Raw genomic sequence first — 22,567 nt, 5'->3', positions numbered from 1 at the left:
AAAGCAGTATGAGTGAACATGCGATCGAGTTCTTGCGGGGGTGGATTGGCGAGAAGGTCCATTGCCAGCACTCGCCGGTAAAGATCGACACGCAGGCCGAGACCCTCGCCAGGGAATGCGCGGCCAAGGCGGCCGAGGAGGGCATTCTTCTCGAGGACATCCAGGAAGAGGTCGGCGACATCAAGGAATTGATCGCATCGCGCCTCGAAGAGGCCGCCGAGGCCGAGCAAGAAACCCATCCGGACAAGCCGTCCGAGTGAGCTAGACCCGGGCGGGGCGCGCCTGTCCCAGGCAGCGACTACCCTTTCGGGAATTTGGCCTGAAGCCAGGCCTTCGGCAGCGCCGGCACGAAATTGCCGTCCCGCCCTGTCATGTCCTCATTGGCGACCAGCGCGTTGAGGATCGCTTCCTCCACCCCTTGCACCACCGCATCGAAAAACGGATCGATATCGACGTCCGCAACGAAATCGGCATGCGCGATCCGTCCTGACGGTCCGAGCGCAGCCTCCGGGTTGGCGGTCGAGAAAGCGAGAAAAATGTCGCCCGAGCTGTGGTAGCCGTAGCCGCCGGTCATGGCGATGCCGAGCGGCACACGCCTCGCCAGCCGCTTCATCTGATGCGGCAGGAACGGCGCGTCGGTGGCGACGATGGCGATGATCGAACCCTTTTCGGCGCGCGGCGTGCCTTCGCGGATCGCCGGTTCGGCGAGATCTGGCCCGACGCGCTGGCCGCGCAGGGTGAAATTGCGCCGCTTGCCGAAATTCGCCTGCACGAACACCCCGACGGTGTAGCGGCTGTCCTGCCATGCGACGATGCGCGATGCGGTGCCGGACCCGGCCTTGAAGCCGAAGGCGATCATGCCGGTGCCGCCGCCGACGCTGCCTTCCTCGATAGCGCCGATGGCAGCGCTGTCGAGCGCGCCGGCAACATCGTCGAAGCTGACATGATGGCCGTTGATATCGTTGAGGAAGCCGTCAAAGGTCTCCGCCGCCACCGGCAGGCCCCAGCCTGTGTCGAGCGCGGCCGGCAGCACCTTGTGCATCCAGCGCAGCGTGCCGTCGCGGGTGACCCCGCAGGAATGCGTGTTGGTGATGGTGACCGGGAAATTGAAGGCGCCGGTCTCCTCGATGATGTGCGTTCCCGTCAGTTCGCCGTTGCCGTTCTGGCTGAAGACGCCGGCAAAGACCGGCGTCGCGAGTTCAGCAATCGGCCTGGGCAGGATGGCGGTCACGCCGGTGCGCACCGGCCCCTTGCCGACGACCAGCGGCCCGTCGCCCGAGATCAGCGTCGTATAGCCCACCGAAACGCCCGGCACATCGGTGATGGCATTGAACTCCCCGGCCGTGCCGTCGAAGCCGATGCCGAAAGCGCGGGCGCGCTGCTTTCGGGACGGCGTCAGGAAATGCGGATCATGTCCTGTCATGCCGCGCCTCAGAACAGCGAGCCTTGATTGCCCGGCTCCCTTGGCTTGGCTGGTTTGGCCGACGCCTTGGGCCGCGCGCCGCCGCCGGTGGCGACCGCGTCGGCGCTGCCGTCGGCGAATTCCAGCGACAGCGCCGCCCCTGGTACCACGTCCGCCGCCAGCTTGATCACCGCGCCTTCGGCATCCTTGACCAGCGCGAAGCCGCGCGCCAGCACCGCCTTGTGCGACAGCGTCGACAAAAGCCGGTCGGCCTGGGTCAAGCTCGCGCGCAACCGGTCCAGCCGTCTCGCGATGGCATGGTCCTGGCGCCGCGTCAGCCCGGTCAGAGCGTCGCCTTGAGCCTTCTGACGCCTGACGATCGGCGCCGGCGACAGCCTTGCGGCGGTGCGTTTGAAGCGTGCCCGCCTCTCGCGCGCGATGGCAAAGAACGCCGCCTGCGCGCGGGCGAGATCGCGGCCGGTCAGCGTGCGCGCTTCGTTGATGCGGCGGGAGAGTGCGGCGGGCGTCAGCCGCTGCCGCTCCAGCCTTGCGCGCTTGCGCTCGATGCTCACCGTCAGGGCCCGGCCGAGCCGGCTCGTCGCCTCGTCGAAGCGGCGGCGTGGCAGGGCCAACAACTGATCGGGCGAGGGCAGCGCCCGCGCCGCCGCGCGCACCGCCTGGCGCTTGCGTTCGAGATTGCGCGAGGCGCAAGCTCTGAGCCGTGCTGCGAGGCTTGCCAGCGTCGCTTCGAGGTCGGCCCTGACCGGCACGGCGATCTCGGCCGCGCCCGTCGGCGTCGGCGCCCGCATGTCGGCCGCGAAGTCGATCAGCGTCCAGTCCGTCTCGTGGCCGACGGCGGAGATGACCGGAATGCGCGAGGCGGCGACCGCGCGCGCCAGGGCCTCGTCGTTGAAGCCCCAGAGATCCTCGAGGCTGCCGCCGCCGCGCGCCACGATCAGCACGTCGGGATGAGGGATGGCGCCATCCCGGGCGAGCGCGTTGAAGCCGTTGACCGCGGCGGTCACTTCCGCGCCCGCCGTCTCGCCCTGCACCCTGACCGGCCAGACCAGGACGTGCAGCGGGAAGCGGTCCTTGATGCGGTGGATGATGTCGCGGATCACCGAGCCGGTCGGCGAGGTGACGACGCCGATGACGCCGGGCATGAACGGCAGCCGCCGCTTGCGGCCGGCATCGAACAGGCCCTCGGCCTGCAGCCGGCGCTTGCGTTCCTCGAGCAGCGCCATCAGCGCGCCGGCACCGGCCGGTTCCAGATTGTCGATGACGATCTGGTAATTGGACTTGCCGGGATAGGTCGTCAGCCTGCCGGTGGCGATCACCTCCATCCCTTCCTCGGGGCGGAATTTCAGCCGGCTCATCGTGGTCTTCCACACCACGGCATCGAGCCGCGCGCGGTCGTCCTTCAATGCGAAATAGGCGTGGCCGGACGAATGCGGGCCGCGATAGCCGGAAATCTCGCCGCGCACCCGCACATTGCCGAACGCGTCCTCGACCGTGCGCTTCAGCGCTCCGGAGATCTCGCTCACCGTGTATTCGGTGGCATTGCTGCGTGATTCGGATGCCGTATCGCTCATCGGCCGATTGAGGGGTGGTTGCCCGTCCGCGTCAAGGCGGCGCTCAATCCGCGCTAATATTATAACGCGATCTTAAGCCCAATTTGCTTTGACTTGTCGGCAACGCAGCTGGCCAGGAACGCATGAGCGCACGCGCAAGCAACAGCCCATTGACGCATCAGGTCACGCTGACCGTGCTGATGCTCGCCGCCTTCGCGCTGGCCATGGTCGTCGGCTTCGGCTTCTACGCCACTGCCCAGGCCGATCATGTCTCGCTCGAGCGGCAAAAGATATTCTTTGCCAATGGCTTGAAGGATCAGATCGCGGCGGTGGAGCGCGAGCAGGAGAGCGTGACCGTCTGGGATGATTCCATCATCAACGTGAAGGCGGGAAACCAGGCCTGGATAGAGGAGAACCTCAGCGTCTGGATGTACTCCTATTACGGCCACAACCGGGTCTATGTGCTGGATGCCGCAAACCGTCCGGTTCACGCCATGCGGGAAGGCAAGGTGCTCGATCCGTCCGTCTATGGCGAGGACGCGCCCGCATTGCTGCCCACCATCGAAAGTCTGCGCGCTAAGATGGCCGAGCCGCCGAGCGAGGACGCTTCGGCCGCGCCGGCGAAGATGGTCGGCGAAGACCTGGTGGCGCTCGGCGGCAAGCCGGCCATTCTCAGCATCATGCCGCTCGTCCCCAGCACGAACCGGCTCACCCAGGCACCGGGCAGCGAATACCTCCACATCTCGGTCGAGTTCATCAGCGACAAGGTGATCGGCAAGATCGCCGAAAAATATCTGCTGGACGGCGCGCATCTGCTGCCGCTGTCGCAGCCGACCGGCTCGGCTGCCATTCCGCTCTTGGATTCTCGCGGTGTCATTCTCGGCTATATCGGCTGGGACCAGGAACGGCCCGGCCTGACGCTGGTGCGCAAGGCGGCCCCGGCCTTGATAATCGGCCTGCTGCTCGCGGCGAGCGTGCTCGCCTTCCTGCTGCGCCGCCTGCGCCGCGCATCGTCGGCGCTGCAGACCAGCCAGGACGAGGCGCAATACCTCGCTTTCCACGACACGCTCACGGGTCTGCCCAACCGCGCCCTGTTCGAGGATCGGCTCCGGCGGGCCCTGCTCAGGACCACCCACGACACGGCCGGTCACGATATGGGGAAAGTGGCGCTGCTCTACCTCGATCTCGACCGCTTCAAGCATATCAATGACACGCTCGGCCATCCGGCTGGCGACGAACTGGTGCGCCAGACGGCGGCCAGGCTCCAGCATACCGTTCGTGAAGTCGACACCGTGGCGCGCCTGGGCGGCGACGAATTCGCGCTGATCCTCATCGACATCCGCGATATCCGCGCCGCGGAGGATATTGCCGAGCGGCTGCTGCAGAAGCTGCAGGAGCCGTTCAAGCTGATCGACGATCAGGTCTTCATCAGCGCCAGCATCGGCATCGCGCTGTCGGTCGGCGCCGAGATCGATGCCGACGATCTGCTGCGCAAGGCCGACATCGCGCTTTACGAGGCCAAGAAGAATGGCCGCGGCCGGCACCAGGTCTTCGCCGGCGACATGGACGACCTTCTCTTGCGCAAGCGCAAGGTCGAGACCGAGCTTCGCAAGGCCCTCGATGGTGGCACCGGCATTGGGCTCGCCTACCAGCCGGTGTTCGCGGCAAACGGCAAGACGATCCTGGGCGCGGAGGCGCTGATCCGCTGGGGGCATGAGGTGCACGGCGCCTTGCCGGCGGCGCAGTTCATCGCCATTGCCGAGGAGCGCGGCATGATCGGCCAGCTCGGCGCATGGGTGCTGCAGGAAGCCTGCCGCTTCGCCGTGCGCACCGAATTGCCGTGGCTCGCCGTCAATGTGTCGCCGCTGCAGTTGCGTGACGCCGGCTTTGCCGAACAGGTTGCTTCGATCCTCGCCGATACCGGCCTGGCGCCGCAGCGCCTGCAGCTCGAGATCACCGAGAGCGTGCTTCTGGAAAACAGCGATGCCTCGCGGGCAGCTCTGACGGCCTTGCGCGAGTCCGGTGTCGGCATCGTGCTCGACGATTTCGGCACCGGCTATTCGTCGCTGAGCTATCTGCGCCGCCACGCCATCGACAAGCTCAAGATCGACCGCTCCTTTGTGCGGCTGCTCGACGGCGAGGCCAATGCGGCGGCGATCGTCAAGGCGCTGATCGACCTCGCCGTCGCGCTCGGCGTCGACGTCACCGCCGAGGGGGTCGAGACCGAGGCGCAGAAGATCCTGCTGGCCGCCATGGGCTGCCGGCAGTTCCAGGGCTATTTCCTGTCGCCACCGCTCGAACCGGCCCAGTTGCTCGGCCTTTCCGGCCTGGCTAAGCCGCACGACGTCGTGCCGGCGGCCGCGCGCGCCTAGGAAAGACCCTACCAGCCCGGCATGATCTGGTTCGGCTTGGTCCGCTTCATCTTGGTGAAGGCGAGCGCGGCGAAATCGAAGCTTCCCGTCTCTTCGCCGAGCGGCACCGATATGTTGTCGAGGCTTTCGCAGATGTGGCGGGCAAGCGCGTCGACGATCTCCGGCTGCGAGGTTTGGCCGCGCATGATGCCGATGCGGCAGTCGGGCAGGGTGCCGAAGCCGTCGGCCTCGCCGAGCACGCGCATGCCGGGCCGCAGCGCGCATTCGGGCAGCACCGAGATCGCGAGGCCGGAAAGCACCGCGGCGGTGATGACGGTCGCCGAGAAGCTGGAGAACAGGATGCGGTACTCGCGGTTCTGCCGGTCGAGCACGTCGACGGCGGCGCGGCGCCAGATGCAGTTCGGCCGGCCGAAGGCCATCGGCAGGATTTCCTGCTCATGCGTGGCATGGTTTGCCGAGGTCACCCACAACAGCGGCTCGCGCCGCACCACTTCCGACTGGCCGCGCGTGTCGTTGTGCGTCACCAGGGCCAGGTCGAGATTGCCGCGCTTGATGTGTTCGACCAGTCCCGGCGTCGGCTCGCAGATGACGGTCAGCTCGACCCGCGGATTGGAGCGCGTGAAGCGCGCCATGATCTCGGGCAGGAAGCGGTCGGCGTAGTCGTCCGGCGTGCCGATGCGGATCGTGCCTTCCAGCCGCTTGTCGTCGAAGGCGGCCAGCGTCTCCCGGTTGAGGAAGATCAGCCGCCTCGCATAGGAAAGCAGCCTGTCGCCTTCCTCGGTCAGCTTGTTGGTGCGGCCGTCCTTTTCGAACAGCGGCTTGCCGATCCGCTCCTCCAGCCGGCGCATCTGCATCGACACCGCCGACTGCGTCCGGTGCACCTCTTCCGCCGCGCGGGTGAAGCTGCCGGTATCGGCGATCGAGATGAAGGTCTGCAACTGATCGAGATCGAGCGGCGCTTTCATCGGTCCAATCCATCATTGATGTTGATGCTAAAGATTAGAAACATTCGTTGGATTAATCAATCGCACGGTGGCACATTCCCCAACATCCACATGAAGGCATGTGAATCGAGACCGGAACGGCGCTCCTCCCAGCGACGTTTGCCCGGCTTCGTCTGCTCGACTCTGAAGGAGGACTGACATGACCACGTTTGATTTCGCCACCGAGACCTCGCGCGTCACCACGCGTCCGGCCGTTGCGACGCGCGTGCTCAATGCCGTCGCCGATGCCTACCGAGCCTGGAAAAACCGCCGCGAATTCTATCGCCTCGGCGAGATGTCGGACGCCGAGCTCGCCGACATCGGCCTGACACGCGCCGACCTTCACGTCGCCGTTGCCGTGCCCTTTGGCCGTGATCCGACCGTGAAGCTGCGCGCGATCGCCAGCGACCGGGTCGACACGATCGAGGATCTCGCCCGCAAGGTGGCTTGATCCAGCCGGCTGGCGCATTCGGTCGCCCTGAACCTTTTCAAGGGGCGCGGCGACCAAGGTTCATGCAGGCTCCCCACTCCCTGCCGGTTCCCCCGGCCTGCCTGCACGCTGCCCGGTCCTCCCAAGGACCGGGCTTTTCTTTTCGGGCTATCGTCGATCCATGCCCCGCTTGAACTGATCGAAAATCGTCTCCATGCCCTTCTGATACTCGTCGCGCTGCTGCGCGCCGGTCTCGAACATCTTGCCGAAGATATCGTCGAACGGGTTCCGCGGCCTGCCGCTCGGATTGGTCTGCGGCTGCGGCGCCTGGCGTGGCTGAGACGCCTGCGGTTGCTGCGGCGCCGGCTCGGCCCCGGGCAAGCCGAAACCGTCGCCACCTTGCCGCAGCATCTCCTCGAACATCTTGCCCAGCGGGTTGTCGCCATAGGGGCTTTGGGCCTGCGGCTGCGTCCGGCCTTGCGGCTGTTGCGCGCCGCCGCCGAACATGTCCTGCAGCACCTTGCCGAGCGGGTTGTCGCCATAGGGATTGGGCGCCTGCTGCGGCTGGCTCGGCGGCTGCTGCGCGCCGCCGCCGAACATGTCCTGCAGCACCTTGCCGAGCGGGTTGTCGCCGTAGGGATTGGGCGCCTGTTGCGGCTGCTGCGCGCTGCCGCCCGCCTGTCGCATCATCTGCTGTATGATCTCGCCGAGCGGATTGCCGCCGCCGCCGAAGCCGCCCGCCGCCTGCATCTGGTTGGTGGTCTGCTTGAACAGCCCGCCCATCATCATCGAGGCCATCGCCGGCAGCATCTGCTGCAGCACCTGCTGGCTGAGACCGGTCGCTTGCGCGGCCTGGCTGGCGACGGCCCGCGACAGCTCCTTCGAGCCGAACAGATGGCCAAGAATGCCGTTGCCCTCGTTGATGCCTTGCGGCGAGAAGGCCCGGGTCGCGTCCTCGAAATATTTGGCGTGCTGGCCGCTCGCCATCGCCGTCATGAAAGCGCCGAGCCCGTAGGGGTCGGCCGTGTTGCGCTGCAGCCCTTGCGAAAAGGCCGGCAGCAGCGCCTCGACCGCGGCCTGGGTCTGCTGCATCGAAAGCCCGAACTGCTGAGCCAGCGCCTGCATGCCGGCGCCGTTCTGGGCCTGGGCGAATATGTCGAACAGGGAAGGCATTGGGTTCTCCTCCGGGAACATCCTCGTTGGAGAAGCCTAGTTCGTTTCCATCGCTGATTGAAGCGGCTTTTGCCGCCCTCTCCGCCGGGCGGACGGCGAAGGGTCAGTAAGCATATTCCATGAACACGGGCTCGATCGAGCCGCCCCAGCGCGTGTGGTAGGCCGACAGCATTTCCTCGGCGCTGGTCGTGCCGCGCGCCACGACTTCGTCCAGCGTGTTCAGGAACGAGGTCTCGTCATAGCCGTCGCGGTTCTTGCGGGCGCGGTTCTTCAGCCCCGAGCGCGAAATGGCGAGCACGTCGCGGGCGACATCGCGCAAGGTCGTGTTGCGGAACGGCGCCGAAATGCCCAGCTCCGGCACCGCGTTGCGCATTGCCAGCACTTCCTTGTAGGTCCAGCTCGCGGTCAACGCCTCGGCAGCCTCCAGCGCCGCCTCGTCGTAGAGCAGCCCGACCCAGAAGGCCGGCAGCGCGCAGATGCGCCGCCACGGCCCGCCGTCGGCGCCGCGCATTTCGAGGAAGCGCTTCAGCCTGACGTCGGGGAACAGCGTCGACAGATGGTTCGCCCAGTCGCCCATCGTCGGCAGCCCGTCCGGGACCTCATTGCGGGCGGCCCCTGCCATGAACTGGCGGAAGGTGATGTGCGTCATGTCGTGATAGTGGCCGTCGCGGATGACGAAATACATCGGCACGTCGAGCGCCCATTCGACATAGTCGGCGAAGCCGAAATCGGGCGAGAAGCAGAATTCGAGCAGGCCGGAGCGCTGGTTGTCGGTGTCGCGCCAGATATCGCCGCGCCAGCTCTGCAGTCCGTTCGGCCGGCTTTCGGTGAAGGGCGAGTTGGCGAACAGCGCCGTCGACAGCGGCTGCAGCTTGAGCGAGACCTGCATCTTGCGGCGCATGTCCGCCTCGCTCTCGAAGTCGAGGTTCACCTGGATGGTGCAGGTGCGGTACATCATGTCGAGGCCCCTGGTGCCGACCTTCGGCATGTAGCGCGTCATGATCTCGTAGCGCGACTTCGGCATTTTCGGCGTTTCGGCGAGCGACCATTTCGGGCTGCCGCCGAGGCCGAGGAAGCGGATGCCCAGCGGTTCGGCGATCTCGCGCACCTGGGAGAGGTGCGCGTTGCCCTCGCGGCAGGTCTGGTGGATCGACTCCAGCGGCGCGCCCGACAGTTCGAACTGGCCGCCGGGCTCCAGCGAGATCGCCCCCTGGCCGGTCGGCTCGACCAGGCCGATGATGCGTCCGTCGTCCAGGATCGGGTCCCAGCCGAGCTTTTGCTGCATGCCTTCGAGAATGGCGCGGATGCCGCGCTCGCCGCCATACGGCACCGGCGCGTTGCCGTCGACATAGAACGGAAACTTCTCGTGCTCGGTGCCGATGCGCCATTGCTCGCGCGGCTTGTTGCCTTCGGCAAGATAGGCGACGAGCTCGTCGACGCCCTCGATGGGCCGGAAATCGGTTGTGTCGCGCGCCATGGGAAGCCCTCCGCAGCGGCTATCTCGCCGCCGGGCGCTAAATGGACGAAATGTCAGTAGCCGATCAAGCGAAAAATCCTGAGCCAAGGCTCAACTGGATTTGATCACCAGTCGCCGATCGTGGCCTGCATCACCGCGAGCGCGGCCACGGCGGCGGTGTCGGCGCGCAGGATGCGTGGCCCAAGCGGGATGGCGGTGACGAAAGGCAATGCCCTCAGCATCTTGCGCTCGTCGTCGGAAAAGCCGCCCTCCGGCCCGACCAGCAGCGCGAGCTTTGTCTCGCCGACCGCCTGCAGCGCCGGCAGCGGGTTGTTGGTCGAGGCATCCTCGTCGCAGAAGATCAGCCGCCGTTCCTTGTCCCAGCCTGTCAGCAGGCGCTCGAACTTTTCCGCCTCGCGCACCTCGGGCACGGCGAGGATGCCGCATTGCTCGGCCGCCTCGACGACATTGGCGCGCAGCCGCTCGATGCCCGGTTTTGCAACCTGCGTATGCTGGGTGATCACCGGCTGCAGGATACCGGCGCCCATCTCGACCGCCTTTTGCACCAGATAGTCGAGCCGTCCCTGCTTCAGCGGCGCGAAGCAGTAGACGAGGTCGGGCAGCGGCGGCTGCGGCCGTTGTTGGTCGAGCACCTTCAGCCGCACCGCCTTCTTGGATCTGGCGGCGATCGCCGCCGACCATTCGCCGTCGCGGCCGTTGAAGACCAGGATCTCGACGCCTTCGGAAAGACGCAGCACATGCATCAGGTAATGGCTTTGCTGCTGCCCGGCATCGAATTCGATGCCCGCTCCGAGGTCGTCCGGCACGAACAGCCGCTGCATCTTGTAATTGGCGCGCATCGCCGAGCAATGGGCGAGGCGGGCTTTGCCGTCAAGCCTCGGCCGAAGGGTGCCATGCCGGCGCGTAGCCTTGCCGCAGCACCGAGATGGTGGTCGCCGGTGTCAGCAGGCGAAGCGGCCGGCCAGCCAGGTCGCCAAAAGCGGCCGGTGTGCCATAGCCCGCGAACGACCAGCGCAGCGCCTTGCCGCCACGCAGCGCATAGGCCGTGTTGCCGTCCGCGATCATGCTGCCATCGGGCAGGGCGGCCAGCTCTTCCGGCTTGACCGTTGGCGGCTGGCCGCCCGAGGCCAGCCGCTCCTTGTGCAGCCGCTTGTCGAGCATCGGCGCGCGCGGCTCGGCGATGGCGGAGGCCTCGCCGAACCGGCGGACGAAGTCGCTGGCCCGTTCGCGCCGGCAAAAGAAGCAGGGCCGATGGCCGGCGGCCAGCGCCGTCACCTCGTCGAGGAAGAACAGTTCGGTCCAGCCCGCCTTGCCGCCCGGCCTGTTGCGGCCCATCGGCTCGCGTCGCACATTGCGAAATTGGCACACGCAGATGATCCAGGCCTGTAGCGCCCAGCGCTTCTTCAGCAACGTCTTCGTCTCGGGGTCGTGGATGATGCCGCGATTGCCGGTGAACAGGCCGCGTTCGGGGACGGCATGGATGGCGCCGAACGGATCGACCCGGTTCTGCAGTGGCATAGGCGTTCCTTCTTGGCTGCGATGCGGGCGCCATGATATCGCTCGCGGGCTCAATATCATGTCAGCAGGGTTTCGATGCGCGTCCTGGTCGTCCAGAATTTCGACAATGAAGGCCTTGGCCAGATCTGCGCAGCGCTGGTCGAGGCCGGCGCCGATATCGATCTGCGCAAGCCCTACAACGGCGAGGCCTTGCCCGGGCACAGCGGCGAGCATGACGCCATGGTCGTGCTCGGCGGTGCCCAGAACGCGCTCGATGACGAGCTTTGCCCCTATTTCCCCGAACTGCTCGATCTGACGCGCGACTTCGCCGACAGGGACCGATCGGTGCTCGGCATCTGCCTCGGCAGCCAGTTGCTGGCGCGGGCCTTCGGCGGCGAGAACCAGATCGGCGGTGCCACCGAGTTCGGCTGGCACCAGGTGTCGCTGACGCCGGCGGCGAAGACCGATCCGGTGCTGGCCGCCTTGCCGGAGAATTTCCCGATCTTCGAATGGCACGACGACACCTTCGTGCTGCCGCAGAATGCCGTGCGGCTGGCAGGCAGCGCCGTCGCCGAGAACCAGGCCTTCCGCCTTGGCCGCGCCGTCTACGGCTTCCAGTTCCATTTCGAAGCGGATACGCCGATGGTGCGCGACTGGAGCACCTCCTTCGCCTCCCTCATCGCCGAGCGCCATCCCGACTGGAACGACCGGCTCGACGGCGAAATCACCCGCAACGGTCCCGATGCCGACGCCGCCGGTCTGGCCATTGCCCGCGCCTGGGTGGCGACCATCTGAAGCGTGTCGATGTTCAGGTGAGGCGGCCTGCAAACAATGGCCTCCTGCGCTTCTGGTGCTCACGTACTTCATGTACGCTCCGCTCCGGTTCTCAGAAGCCATAGTTTTTCGGCTCGGCCTGACCTGAATCTCAACTCACCTTGGCGCGCAGACCTGGGGCGGCGTGACATTATTGGCACGCCACGGCAGTTCCGGCTGGGGAAAACCCTTTTCATCCTTGGTTTGTGTCCGCGCGCCATCCTAGAAGGCGCGCGCTTTGTATCGCCGGTGCAACCGCGATGAACCTTCTGTGTGATCCGCGCGACACACCGGCGATACGGAATCTGCTTAGAAACGCGAAATCGTCGAAACATTGAGACGCATTTTATCGTTTCAACGCATTGGTAACCGGGTCGTGCACAGATGCAGGAAGCTCAACCAGAGATGACGTCCGTGAAAGCAGCGCTTCTGTCCTTTATCATGCTGTCTGCCATCGTCCTGTGCGGCCTCGGCATCTATTCGGCCGACGCCGCCAACAATCACCAGGCCGTCGACGGCTACGGCGTCACCGCCGCCCTTCGCTAAAGCCTGGTCCTTCCCGACAAACGGAAAGCTGATCCCATAGCCGGGATCATGACTGGAACCGCTGCGCCTCGACCGTCAGGATGCGCTTATCCGCGCCGTCGACGACGAGCGCGCTGAGCGTTCCCGAATGCCATGCGAGCGTGTCGACATTGACGCGGTTGGCCATGATTTCGGCCTCCGGCACCGGTGTGTGCCCATGCACGATCACTTTCGGATAAAGGCCGGGGTGATCGTGAAAGGCGTCGCGAATCCAGATCAGGTCCTGCGGACTCTGGCTTTCGAGCGGTACGCCTGGCCGAATGCCGGCATGGCAGAAGAAGAAGTCGCCGAACGCCACCGAAAACGGCAGTGAGCGCAAGAAGTCGACATGGGCTTGCGGCACGGCCGCGACCAGGGTCGCGTGTCCCTCCCGCAACGCCGTCTCCGCCGTGCCGAACCAGCCACTGGCCGCGGGCAGCGTCACGCCGTAGGACTGCGCCGTTTGGATGCCGCCATAGCGCATGAACAGGCCGTCCGCGTCGGGCTCGGCGAGAAAGTCGAGGAAGCCGACATCGTGGTTGCCGGTAAGCGTCAGATGGCGCGGGTCGCGTGCCCTTGCGTCGATCAGGAAATCGATCACGCCCCTGGAATCCGGACCACGGTCGGTATAGTCGCCGAGATGGATGACGCGCCAGTCGGCGGTCGGCTTGTATTCGAGCTCGCTCTCGATCCGGCGGTGCATGGCGGCCAGAAGGTCGAGCCGGCCATGCACGTCGCCGATGGCGTAGAGCCGCATGCCTTCCGGCCCGCGCGCGTCGAGATAGTGGATGCCGGTTTCGGTCACGGCGAGCGTCTTCCCGTATCGATCATCACGGGAAACTAGAGCGGATAGGTGAATAGGCCCTAGCGCCTCAGCTGGTCCTTGCCCATGTCGGTTACCAAACGCTTACCGCACAGCGCCAGCGTGATGTCCATCTCCTTGCGGATGATCTCCAGCGCCTTGGTGACCCCGTCCTTGCCCATGGCGCCGAGGCCGTAGAGGAAGGGCCGCCCGATATAGGTGCCCTTGGCGCCGAGGCAGAGCGCCTTGAGCACGTCCTGGCCCGAGCGGATGCCGCCATCCATGTGCACCTCGATCCTGTCGCCGACGGCGTCGGCGATCTCCTCCAGCACCTCGATCGACGAGGCGGCGCCGTCGAGTTGGCGTCCGCCATGGTTGGAAACGACGATCGCATCGGCGCCGGTCTGGGCCGCCATCAGCGCGTCCTCCTTGTCGAGGATGCCCTTCAGGATCAGCTTGCCGCCCCAGCGTTCCTTGATCCAGGCGACATCCTTCCACGAAAGCTGCGGATCGAACTGCTCCGTCGTCCACGACGACAGCGAAGAGACGTCGCCGACCCCCTTGGCGTGTCCGACAATGTTGCGGAAGGTGCGGCGCTTGGTGCCAGCAATGCCCAGGCACCAGCGCGGCTTGAGCGCCAGGTCGATGATGTTGGCGAGCGTCATCTTCGGCGGCGCCGAAAGCCCGTTGCGGACATCCTTGTGGCGCTGGCCGAGGATCTGCAAGTCGAGCGTCAGCACCAGAGCCGAGCAATTCGCCGCCTTTGCCCTGTCGATGAGGTTGAGGACAAAGTCCTTGTCGCGCAGCACGTAGAGCTGGAACCAGAACGGCTTCTTCGTCACTGAGGCGACATCCTCGATCGAGCAGATACTCATCGTCGACAGCGTGAACGGCACGCCGAACTCCTCCGCCGCCTGGGCCGCCAGCATCTCGCCATCGGCGTGCTGCATGCCGGTCAGCCCGGTTGGCGCCAGCGCCACCGGCATCGCCACCTTCTCGCCGATCATGGTCGTTTCCAGCGAGCGGTTGCTCATATCCACCAGCACGCGCTGGCGGAACTTGATTTTGGCGAAATCCTCCTCGTTGGCGCGGTAGGTGCTTTCGGTCCAAGCGCCGGAATCGGCGTAGTCGAAGAACATCTTCGGCACCCGGCGGCGCGCCAGGTCCTTCAGATCGGCAATGGTGAGGATGTCGCTCATGGTCTTTCCCGCTGGGTGTTCGCTAATTCGTTGTCTTGGCGCCGTCGCCGGCGTCGGAGCGCTGTCTCAGCCTCAGCCGTGACACGCGCTGCCAGTCGCCGCTGCGTTCGGCCTCGAGCATCGAGCGCTCGACATAGGAGATGTGGTCCATGGCCGCTTGCCGGGCAGCCGCCGGATCGCCGCCCTTGATCGCCGCATAGATCGCCCGGTGCTGGTGAAGCAGCGCCTCGCGCGCGCCGGGCACGCTGAAGACGAGAAGCCGGTTCTGGAACACACCTTCCGACAACAGCCGGTAGCAGGAGCGCAGCGTATGCAGCAGGATGATGTTGTGCGCGCACTCACAAACCGCGTGATGAAATTCGACATCGATCTCGGCCTCGTCGTCGAAATCGCCGGTGCGGTGCGCCTCGTCCATGCGGGCCATGATGCTGTCGAGCAGCGTGAGGTCTTCCGGCGTGGCGCGCCGCGCCGCATATTCGGCGGCGACCGCCTCGATCTCGCGGCGATACTCCAGATAGTCGGTCACCGCCTTGCGGTGCATCGAGATGAGGTCGGTCACCGGCTTGGTGAACAGCTGGCCGATGACGTCGGCGACATGGGTGCCGCCGCCGGCCTTGGTCGTCAGCAGCCCGCGCCCCTCCAGCGCCTTCAGCGCGTCGCGCAGGATCGGCCGTGACACGTCGAACTGGCGCGCCAGCTCGCGCTCGCCCGGCAGCCGGTCGCCGGTGCGCAGCACGCCTTCGAGGATCAGGCTCTCGATCTGCTGCACCACCTCGTCGGCGGTGCGCGAATGCTCGATCCTGGAGAAAATATCGCTCAACGGGGCGCCTGGGAAAGGGAAGCGGTTGTCGCCCAGATTAGAGCCTGTGTCCCCAACTGGTCAAATTATTTATCCAATTCCTCCGGCGTGGCTCACTGCCGACGCCGCCTTCCTATATGCCCGTCAGCTAAACTTTGCTGTTTGCGTCTCCGGGCGATTGGCCCTAGAGGACGCCGATACACGCAGGGTCAAGAACAGGGGGACCGGCCGTGTCGGACGAGACGTCCAATCTCGAATTCCAACCACGCGCCCAGGGCAGCGTCATGGGTTTTCCGGCGCATGGAGGCCGCGCCGGCGCGCTTGGCGAGGTCCATGCCCGGCCGCATCCGTTGATCGAGAAGTCGCGCGTGCTGATCCAGCTTTCCTTCATGACCGAAGGCGGCTCCGGCGTCGACCACGCGGTGCTTTCGGAGATGTCGCGACGCCTTGGCATCGCCGCCCCCGACCGCCAGGCCCGCCACCATGCCATGAAGTGGGGCAAGGGCTCGTTGCGCTGGGAACGGCACACCGAATTCTCCACCTACCTGTGGGAAGGGCCGCTTGCCGAAAGCGCCGGATCGCAGGAGGATTCGCCTTTTGGCAACGGGTTTTCGCCGCCGGGCACGGTCATATCCGGGATCAGGCTCGAGATCCGTAAATGGACGCAAACCAGCGAAAAGCTCATTGCCGATTTCGACCCGACCAGCCTCTGCTACTCTCTGGTCGGCCGAGGCAACGCGGCCATCGTCACCGACTTCCGCCAGGACGGCGACGGCCTGACGCGCATGCTGGTGCTCGACCGCGGCCTGACGCCGGCCAGCACCGGCGCGTTGTCGCAGCGGCTGCTCGACATCGAGACCTACCGGACGCTGGCCATGCTTGGCCTGCCGCTGGCGCTGACGCTCTCCGGCCGCGCCCGCCGCATCGAGGACCGGCTGGCGCAGACGACGCTGGAAATGAAGGGGGCGGAGACCCGCGACAGCCAGACGCTGCTTGCCGACCTGACCGAGCTGGCCGCCGAATTGGAGGCGGATGCCGCCTCCAGCCTCTATCGCTTCGGCGCCAGCCGCGCCTATGACGGCATTGTCGTCGAGCGGCTTGAGGCATTGGAGGAAGAGCCGGTGTCCGGCTACGACACCTGGGCGGGCTTCCTGCAGCGGCGCATGGCGCCGGCCATGCGCACCTGCCGCTCGGTCGAGGAGCGGCAGGCCAACCTGTCGCGCAAACTCACCCGCGCCACCACGCTCCTGCGCACCTGGGTCGATGTCGAGGTCGAGAAGCAGAACCGCGACCTGCTGGCCTCGATGAACAACCGCGCCCGCCTGCAGCTGCGCCTCCAGCAGACGGTCGAGGGGCTTTCCGTTGCCGCCGTTTCCTACTACGTCGTCGGCCTCATCTCCTATCTCGCCAAGGGCGCCTCGATCTTCGGCCACGCCTTCGCGCCCGAAATCGTCACCGCCGCCGCGGTGCCGGTCGCAGTGCTGCTGGTCTGGTGGGGTGTGCGCCGCGTGCGGCGCATGCACTCCGAGCCGGCGAAGCATCCGGGCGAGTAGTCTCCCCCCTCGAGGGGGAGATGTCGCCGAAGCCGACAGAGGGGGTCGCCTCGCGTGGGGCGCCAACCTCGTTCGCGACGGAAGATGCGCTGGCGATCTGTGCGAGACGACCCCTCTGACCGCTTCGCCGCCATCTCCCCCTCAAGGGGGGAGAACATCAGCGGCAGATTGCCGCTGCGGAAGCACGGCCTGCACCCATTGTCTCATCTCGACCAAAGCAGGGGTTTGCAACAAACGCGCTTCACTGGTAAAAGATTTTGACCAGTCGAGTGGAGGAAAGCGCCGATGTCCGGCCTTGCCATGCCGAAGCCAGATGCCGCCACCATGCGCCGGCGCGCCGAGATCGTCGCCGACATGCGCATCATCGTGCCGGGCGAGGGTGTCGTCGACGCGGCCAATGAAATGCGCGCCTTCGAGAGCGACGGCCTCACCGCCTATCGGCAGCTGCCGCTTGTCGTCGTGCTGCCGGAAACGGTGGCGCAGGTCTCGCGGGTGCTCAAATATTGCAACGATCGCAATATCCGCGTCGTGCCGCGCGGCTCGGGCACTTCGCTGTCGGGCGGCGCGCTGCCGCTCGAGGATGCGGTGCTTCTGGTGATGAGCCGCTTCAATCGCATCCTTGCGATCGACTATCCGAACCGCATTGTCGTTGCCCAGCCCGGTGTCACCAATCTCGGCATCACCACCGCCGTCGAGCAGGAGGGCTTTTACTACGCCCCCGATCCATCCTCCCAGATCGCCTGCTCGATCGGCGGCAATGTCGCGGAGAACTCCGGTGGCGTGCACTGCCTGAAATACGGGCTGACCGCCAACAATGTGCTCGGCATCGAGGTGGTGCTGATCAATGGCGAGGTGGTGAGGCTGGGCGGCAGGCATCTCGATGCCGAGGGCTACGACCTGCTCGGCGTCATGACAGGCTCCGAAGGCCTGCTCGGCGTCGTCACCGAGGTCACGGTGCGCATCCTGAGGAAGCCGGAGACGGCGCGCGCGCTGCTGATCGGCTTTCCGACCAGCGAGCAGGGCGGCCAGTGCGTCGCCGACATCATCGGCGCCGGCATCATTCCCGGCGGCATGGAAATGATGGACCGGCCGGCGATCCACGCCGCGGAGGATTTCGTCCATGCCGGCTATCCGCTCGACGTCGAGGCGCTGCTGATCGTCGAGCTCGATGGACCAGGCGTCGAGGTCGATCACCTGATCGGCCTCGTCGAGGCGATCGCCTATCGCAACGGCTCGACCACCTGCCGCATCTCGCAGTCGGAGCAGGAGCGGCTGAGCTTCTGGGCCGGCCGCAAGGCGGCCTTCCCGGCGGTCGGCCGCATCTCGCCCGACTATTACTGCATGGACGGCACCATACCGCGCAAGGAACTGCCGCGCGTGCTCGCCGGCATGCGCGACCTGTCGGAGAAATACGGGCTCGCAGTCGCCAACGTCTTCCATGCCGGCGACGGCAATCTGCATCCGTTGATCCTCTACGACGCCAATGTGCCGGGCGAACTCGACAAGGCCGAGAATTTCGGCGCCGATATTTTGCGCCTCTGCGTCGAGGTTGGCGGCGTGCTGACCGGCGAGCATGGCGTCGGCGTCGAAAAGCGCGACTTGATGCCGGAAATGTTCAACCAGGTCGACCTCGACCAGCAGATGCGCGTCAAATGCGCCTTCGACCCCCACCACCTGCTCAACCCCGGCAAGGTCTTCCCCCAGCTCCGCCGCTGCGCCGAGCTGGGGCGCATGCACGTGCATCGCGGCCAGGTGGCGTTTCCGGACATTCCGAGGTTTTGATGGGGGCCAATTTCGCATGACGGCGTTCCTTCGCGCCCCCCTCTGTCCTGCCGGACATCTCCCCCACTTGGGGGGAGATCGGCTGTCATCTCGGGCTACGCCCGAGCCACCTCTCCCCCGCTCTGCGGGGGCGAGGAAGGGCGCGCTTCGATGACCACCTTCACCCCATCCACCGCCGCCGAAGTCCTCTCCACCGTCCAGTGGGCGGCGGCGGAGGAAGCGCCACTGGAGATCCTCGGCCACGGCTCCAAGCGTGGCATCGGCCGTCCGCAGCAGAGCGAGCACACGCTCGACCTTTCGAAACTTTCCGGCGTCACCCTCTACGAGCCCGCCGAGCTGGTGCTGTCGGCCAGAGCCGGCACGCCGCTCGCCGACATCGACAAGCTGCTCGCCGAAAACGGCCAGCAATTCGCATTCGAGCCGATGGACTATGGCCCGCTGCTCGGCGGCGAGCCGGGCCAAGGGGGCAAGGGCGGCACGATCGGCGGCGCGCTTGCCGCCAACCTGTCAGGCCCGCGCCGGCTGAAGGCGGGGGCCGCGCGAGACCACATTCTCGGCATATCGGCGGTTGCCGGCCGCGGCGACGCCTTCAAGTCCGGCGGTCGCGTCGTCAAGAACGTCACCGGCTACGATCTGTCCAAGCTGATGGCGGGAAGCTGGGGCACGCTCGCCGTGCTCACCGACGTCACCTTCAAGGTGCTTCCGGCGGCGGAGACCGAGGTGACTTTAGCCATCCGTGGCCTGCTTGACGATGCTGCCGTCGCGGCGATGGCGCTCGCGCTGGGCTCCAGCGCCGAAGTGTCGAGCGCTGCGCACCTGCCTGAGCGCATCACCGCGCGCGTCGCTGCCGGCAAGCATGGCGGCGATGCCGCGACGCTGCTGCGCGTCGAGGGTTTTGGCCCTTCCGTGGTCTATCGCATCGAGGCGCTGAAGAGCCTGCTCGGCAAAGCGGGGCCGCTGGAGGAGATCGCCGGCGAGGCGTCGAAGGCCATCTGGCGCGATATCCGCGATTGCATACCCTTCGCCGATGGCGGCGCGAGACCGGTCTGGCGTGTGTCGATGGCGCCGTCGCAGGCGCATCACATGGTGATGGCCCTGCGCATGCAGGCGGCGGTCGACGCTTTCTACGATTGGCAGGGCGGTCTGGTCTGGCTGTCGATGCGCGAGAACGACCCCGAGGCCGACCTGCTGCGCGGCCTGATCCGCAAGCATGGCGGCGGCCACGCGACGCTGGTGCGCGCCGCACCCGCGCATCGCGCCGCGCTGCCGGTGTTCGAGCCGCAACCGCCGCATCTGGCGGCGCTGTCGGCGCGGCTCAAGGCCGAATTCGATCCCAAGCATATCCTCAACCCCGGCCGAATGGCGCCGGGTTCCAGCTCTGCTACTCTGGCACACTCATCGGAAGGAGGAGCACAATGAGCAACATCAATCAAGGCCCGGGCGGCGGACCTCGCCAGACCGATCGCTGGCTGGAGCCGGGTTCGACCAACGCCCTGGTCATCTATATTCTCTATCTCGCCGGCCTCGTCATTGGCGTCACCGGCATTGTCGGCATCGTGCTTGCCTACATCAACCGCGGCAAGGCCGGCGGCTTCGTCGAAAGCCACTACACCTTCCTGATAAGGACCTTCTGGATCGGTTTGCTCTACGCGCTGATCTCCGCGGTCCTGATGATGCTCGTGATCGGCTTCCTGCTGATGTTTGCCGCTGCCGTCTGGTTCATCGCCCGCTGCATCCTCGGGCTGCAGGCGCTGCAGCGCGGCGAGCCGGTCAAGAACCCGCAAAGCTGGCTCCTCGGACAATAGGACTCCCCGGTGCAGACCAACTTCTCAGCCGCCCAGCTTGCCGATCCGCACGTCGCGGAATCGGAAAAGATCCTGCGCAAATGCGTGCATTGCGGCTTCTGCACCGCCACCTGCCCGACCTATGTGACCTTGGGCAATGAGCTGGATTCGCCGCGCGGGCGGATTTATCTCATCAAGGACATGCTCGAGAACGGCCGGCCGGCCGACAAGGAGATCGTCACCCATATCGACCGCTGCCTGTCCTGCCTCGCCTGCATGACGACATGCCCCTCGGGCGTCAACTACATGCATCTGGTCGACCATGCCCGCGTTCACATCCAGAAGACTTACAAGCGGCCGCTGCTCGACCGGCTGACGCGAACCGTGCTGGCTTTCGTGCTGCCCTATCCCTCGCGCTTCCGCGCCGCATTGAAGCTGGCCGGGCTCGGCAGGCCGTTCATCGGCCTGTTCGAAAAGCTGCCGGCGCTAAAGCCTGTCGCCGCCATGCTCAGGCTTGCGCCATCCTCGATCCCGGCGGTGTCGGCAATGGCCTTGCCTGGCGTGCACGCCGGGCAGGGCACGCGCAAGGGCCGCGTTGCCATCCTGACCGGCTGCGCGCAGTCGGTGCTCGATCCGGCCATCAACGAGACGACCATCTCGCTGCTGACAAGGCTCGGCGTCGAGGTGGTGGTGCCGGAAGGCGAGGGCTGCTGCGGCGCGCTCGTCCACCATATGGGCCGCGAGGAGGCAGCCCTTGCCTCGGCGAGGCGGAACGTCGACGCCTGGATCCGCGCCATCGACCAGGGCGGGCTCGATGCCATCGTCATCACCGCGTCGGGCTGCGGCACCACGATCAAAGACTACGGCTTTATGCTGCGCCTCGATCCGGCCTATGCCGAAAAGGCCGCGCGCGTCTCGGCGCTGGCCAAGGACATCACCGAATATCTCGCAGCCCTCGACCTGCCCGAACCGGTACGCAAGCCCGGCACCGTCGTCGCCTATCATTCGGCCTGCTCGATGCAGCACGGCCAGAAGATCATCCGCCAGCCGAAGGAGCTTCTGGCCAGGGCAGGGTTCGTCGTGCGTGAGCCGCGCGAAGGGCATCTTTGCTGCGGCTCGGCCGGCACCTACAACATCCTGCAGCCCGAGATCTCGGCAAAACTGCGCGACCGCAAGGTGAAAAACATCGAGGCGACGGATGCCGAAATCGTCGCCACCGGCAACATCGGCTGCATCACCCAGATCGCCTCCGCCGCGAAACTGCCGGTGGTGCACACGATAAAACTGCTCGACTGGGCCTATGGTGGCGAGCCGCCCAAAATGAGTTGACCACGCAGCGTTTGCCGAGGACGATGCGGCGATGTCCAATCCACGACTGCAAGATATTCAAACCGCAGTTCGTCTTCTAACAGACCTGTCGCGTTCGACGTTTCAGGGTCGCTATGCCGACTGCGAAGCCATTATCGCCCAACACTTGAAAGACGGATCGGCGTTCCTGCTTGAGCTGATCAAGGCGGCTGTGGAAGCGGGCGTTCACCAGGTCACTCTGATCGAAGACGCGGTTTCGTTCCTCGACGATGCGGACTTGGCCCGCCTTGCATTTTTCCTCCAAAGCGCAGCAAGCCGCGGGACGGATGTCGAAGACTTGTTGTCTCACGCTTTGCTGCAGGCTCCAGACTTGTTTCCAGACGCCGCGCTGGCGACCAGTTACGATTTTGCGGACTGGCAGCAGCATACCGATCTGCGGTCAGCCCCAGCGTGCAAACATTTTATCTTCGAAGGGGGTTCTCCGAGCGACTCGCCCTTTCCGACGCACCGCAACCACCCCACTTGGCATCTGCCGACCACCGGCGGACCACTTGCGGTTGGCGGCAGAGGTTCGGCGGCATGTCCAGTCTGCCGGCAGAAATTGACTCACTTGGTTACACTGGACAGTTCTGAGGAGAAGTTTGTTCCTGGGCTTTCCATCGAAACCTGCGCGAACTCTCTCGAGCCGACCTATTATTCGCACGATGCCGAGGGTAGGCCGACGCCGATTGGCCCATTTCATTCCGATGATGGTTCCGCAATCAAGCCGGCTTCGCTTGTGAGCACCGTGCGCGTGGCGGCCACGCCGCCACGCTGGCTCAGACAGTCCTATGGAATAAGCAATTCGCGGCAGAACCTGTTTCGGCTCGGCGGACTGCCGTCCTGGGTCCAAGGACCGCAGTTCCCGCTGGTTCCTGGAACGGATCGGGAAATGAAATTTCTGCTGCAGTTCGACTCGCTGGCCGGCTTCTTCTGGGGCAGCGGCGGCATGCTTTACGTCTTCTGGGACGAAGAAAGCCGGATCACCTGCCATGTGTCGCAGTGGACCTGACGACAGC

Annotated in this window: 21 protein-coding genes; 11 read left to right on the top strand and 10 right to left on the bottom strand. The window is 65.8% G+C overall.

Annotated features, from left to right (window positions below):
- The first annotated feature begins 8 nt into the window (after positions 1-8).
- Positions 9-260, top strand: a complete 252-nt coding sequence (locus EN786_RS18740; RefSeq protein WP_127286754.1) for a DUF768 domain-containing protein — start codon at positions 9-11, stop codon at positions 258-260.
- A gap of 38 nt (positions 261-298) precedes the next feature.
- Here the strand turns inward: EN786_RS18740 and EN786_RS18735 are convergent, their stop codons facing one another.
- Together EN786_RS18735 and xseA are read right to left on the bottom strand one after the other, a co-directional pair.
- Entirely contained in the window at positions 299-1,423 is a 1,125-nt protein-coding gene (locus EN786_RS18735; protein ID WP_127286755.1) for a P1 family peptidase, read from the bottom strand.
- 8 nt (positions 1,424-1,431) lie between these two features.
- On the bottom strand, positions 1,432-2,994 hold the full coding sequence (gene xseA / locus EN786_RS18730) for an exodeoxyribonuclease VII large subunit (protein ID WP_135908717.1): 1,563 nt from the start codon (positions 2,992-2,994) through the stop codon (positions 1,432-1,434).
- Between the two features lie 122 nt (positions 2,995-3,116).
- On the opposite strand from xseA, the gene EN786_RS18725 reads away from it, so the two are divergent.
- The gene (locus tag EN786_RS18725) at positions 3,117-5,345 is read left to right on the top strand and encodes an EAL domain-containing protein (protein WP_127310498.1); all 2,229 of its coding nucleotides are present in this window, start codon (positions 3,117-3,119) and stop codon (positions 5,343-5,345) included.
- An 8-nt stretch (positions 5,346-5,353) separates the two neighbouring features.
- On the opposite strand, the gene EN786_RS18720 is transcribed toward EN786_RS18725, so the two are convergent.
- The gene (locus EN786_RS18720; RefSeq protein ID WP_127283821.1) at positions 5,354-6,310 is read right to left on the bottom strand and encodes a LysR substrate-binding domain-containing protein; all 957 of its coding nucleotides are present in this window, start codon (positions 6,308-6,310) and stop codon (positions 5,354-5,356) included.
- Between the two features lie 178 nt (positions 6,311-6,488).
- On the opposite strand from EN786_RS18720, the gene EN786_RS18715 reads away from it, so the two are divergent.
- Complete coding sequence (locus EN786_RS18715) at positions 6,489-6,779, top strand: DUF1127 domain-containing protein (protein ID WP_127310497.1); 291 nt, start codon at positions 6,489-6,491, stop codon at positions 6,777-6,779.
- A gap of 147 nt (positions 6,780-6,926) precedes the next feature.
- Here the strand turns inward: EN786_RS18715 and EN786_RS18710 are convergent, their stop codons facing one another.
- The 4 genes from EN786_RS18710 to EN786_RS18695 form a co-directional block, all read right to left on the bottom strand.
- Positions 6,927-7,931, bottom strand: coding sequence for a DUF937 domain-containing protein (locus tag EN786_RS18710; RefSeq protein ID WP_127283819.1), 1,005 nt, complete (start codon positions 7,929-7,931; stop codon positions 6,927-6,929).
- Between the two features lie 103 nt (positions 7,932-8,034).
- Positions 8,035-9,408, bottom strand: a complete 1,374-nt coding sequence (locus tag EN786_RS18705; protein ID WP_127283818.1) for a glutamate--cysteine ligase — start codon at positions 9,406-9,408, stop codon at positions 8,035-8,037.
- Between the two features lie 104 nt (positions 9,409-9,512).
- The gene (locus EN786_RS18700) at positions 9,513-10,247 is read right to left on the bottom strand and encodes a 16S rRNA (uracil(1498)-N(3))-methyltransferase (RefSeq protein ID WP_127310495.1); all 735 of its coding nucleotides are present in this window, start codon (positions 10,245-10,247) and stop codon (positions 9,513-9,515) included.
- A 31-nt stretch (positions 10,248-10,278) separates the two neighbouring features.
- Positions 10,279-10,926 (bottom strand): hypothetical protein, encoded by a 648-nt coding sequence (locus EN786_RS18695; protein WP_127310494.1) that lies wholly within the window; start codon positions 10,924-10,926, stop codon positions 10,279-10,281.
- 75 nt (positions 10,927-11,001) lie between these two features.
- Here EN786_RS18695 and EN786_RS18690 point away from each other — a divergent pair, with 75 nt between their 5' ends.
- Entirely contained in the window at positions 11,002-11,700 is a 699-nt protein-coding gene (locus EN786_RS18690; RefSeq protein ID WP_127310493.1) for a type 1 glutamine amidotransferase, read from the top strand.
- A 423-nt stretch (positions 11,701-12,123) separates the two neighbouring features.
- Positions 12,124-12,264, top strand: a complete 141-nt coding sequence (locus tag EN786_RS18685) for a hypothetical protein (protein ID WP_189340537.1) — start codon at positions 12,124-12,126, stop codon at positions 12,262-12,264.
- 46 nt (positions 12,265-12,310) lie between these two features.
- Here the strand turns inward: EN786_RS18685 and EN786_RS18680 are convergent, their stop codons facing one another.
- Genes EN786_RS18680 through EN786_RS18670 form a run of 3 tightly spaced genes read right to left on the bottom strand, consistent with a single transcriptional unit; the run spans position 12,311 to position 15,103 of the window.
- Positions 12,311-13,087, bottom strand: a complete 777-nt coding sequence (locus EN786_RS18680; RefSeq protein ID WP_127310492.1) for a metallophosphoesterase — start codon at positions 13,085-13,087, stop codon at positions 12,311-12,313.
- A 59-nt stretch (positions 13,088-13,146) separates the two neighbouring features.
- A complete protein-coding gene (locus EN786_RS18675; protein ID WP_127310491.1) occupies positions 13,147-14,283 on the bottom strand; it encodes an alpha-hydroxy acid oxidase in 1,137 nt (378 codons plus the stop codon).
- Positions 14,284-14,305: 22 nt separating this feature from the next.
- Positions 14,306-15,103 (bottom strand): FCD domain-containing protein, encoded by a 798-nt coding sequence (locus EN786_RS18670; RefSeq protein WP_127310490.1) that lies wholly within the window; start codon positions 15,101-15,103, stop codon positions 14,306-14,308.
- 209 nt (positions 15,104-15,312) lie between these two features.
- On the opposite strand from EN786_RS18670, the gene EN786_RS18665 reads away from it, so the two are divergent.
- The 6 genes from EN786_RS18665 (at position 15,313) to EN786_RS18640 (ending at position 22,560) form a co-directional block, all read left to right on the top strand.
- The gene (locus EN786_RS18665; protein WP_135859240.1) at positions 15,313-16,635 is read left to right on the top strand and encodes a DUF3422 family protein; all 1,323 of its coding nucleotides are present in this window, start codon (positions 15,313-15,315) and stop codon (positions 16,633-16,635) included.
- A 285-nt stretch (positions 16,636-16,920) separates the two neighbouring features.
- Positions 16,921-18,417 carry an FAD-linked oxidase C-terminal domain-containing protein gene (locus EN786_RS18660; RefSeq protein ID WP_127310607.1) on the top strand — a complete coding sequence of 499 codons (1,497 nt, stop codon included), beginning with the start codon at positions 16,921-16,923 and terminating at the stop codon, positions 18,415-18,417.
- 150 nt (positions 18,418-18,567) lie between these two features.
- The gene (glcE, locus tag EN786_RS18655; RefSeq protein WP_127310606.1) at positions 18,568-19,836 is read left to right on the top strand and encodes a glycolate oxidase subunit GlcE; all 1,269 of its coding nucleotides are present in this window, start codon (positions 18,568-18,570) and stop codon (positions 19,834-19,836) included.
- On the top strand, positions 19,833-20,222 hold the full coding sequence (locus tag EN786_RS18650; RefSeq protein WP_127283807.1) for a DUF4870 domain-containing protein: 390 nt from the start codon (positions 19,833-19,835) through the stop codon (positions 20,220-20,222). The genes glcE and EN786_RS18650 overlap by 4 nt, the downstream gene beginning before the upstream one ends.
- A 9-nt stretch (positions 20,223-20,231) precedes the next feature.
- On the top strand, positions 20,232-21,530 hold the full coding sequence (glcF, locus tag EN786_RS18645; protein WP_127310605.1) for a glycolate oxidase subunit GlcF: 1,299 nt from the start codon (positions 20,232-20,234) through the stop codon (positions 21,528-21,530).
- A 31-nt stretch (positions 21,531-21,561) separates the two neighbouring features.
- Positions 21,562-22,560: a hypothetical protein gene (locus EN786_RS18640; protein WP_135908715.1), complete on the top strand. Its 999-nt coding sequence runs from the start codon at positions 21,562-21,564 to the stop codon at positions 22,558-22,560.
- The last annotated feature ends 7 nt before the right edge of the window (positions 22,561-22,567 follow it).

Source organism: Mesorhizobium sp. M4B.F.Ca.ET.143.01.1.1 (assembly GCF_004792275.1).
Classification (GTDB): domain Bacteria; phylum Pseudomonadota; class Alphaproteobacteria; order Rhizobiales; family Rhizobiaceae; genus Mesorhizobium; species Mesorhizobium abyssinicae.
This window is presented reverse-complemented; position numbering and strand designations above follow the sequence as displayed.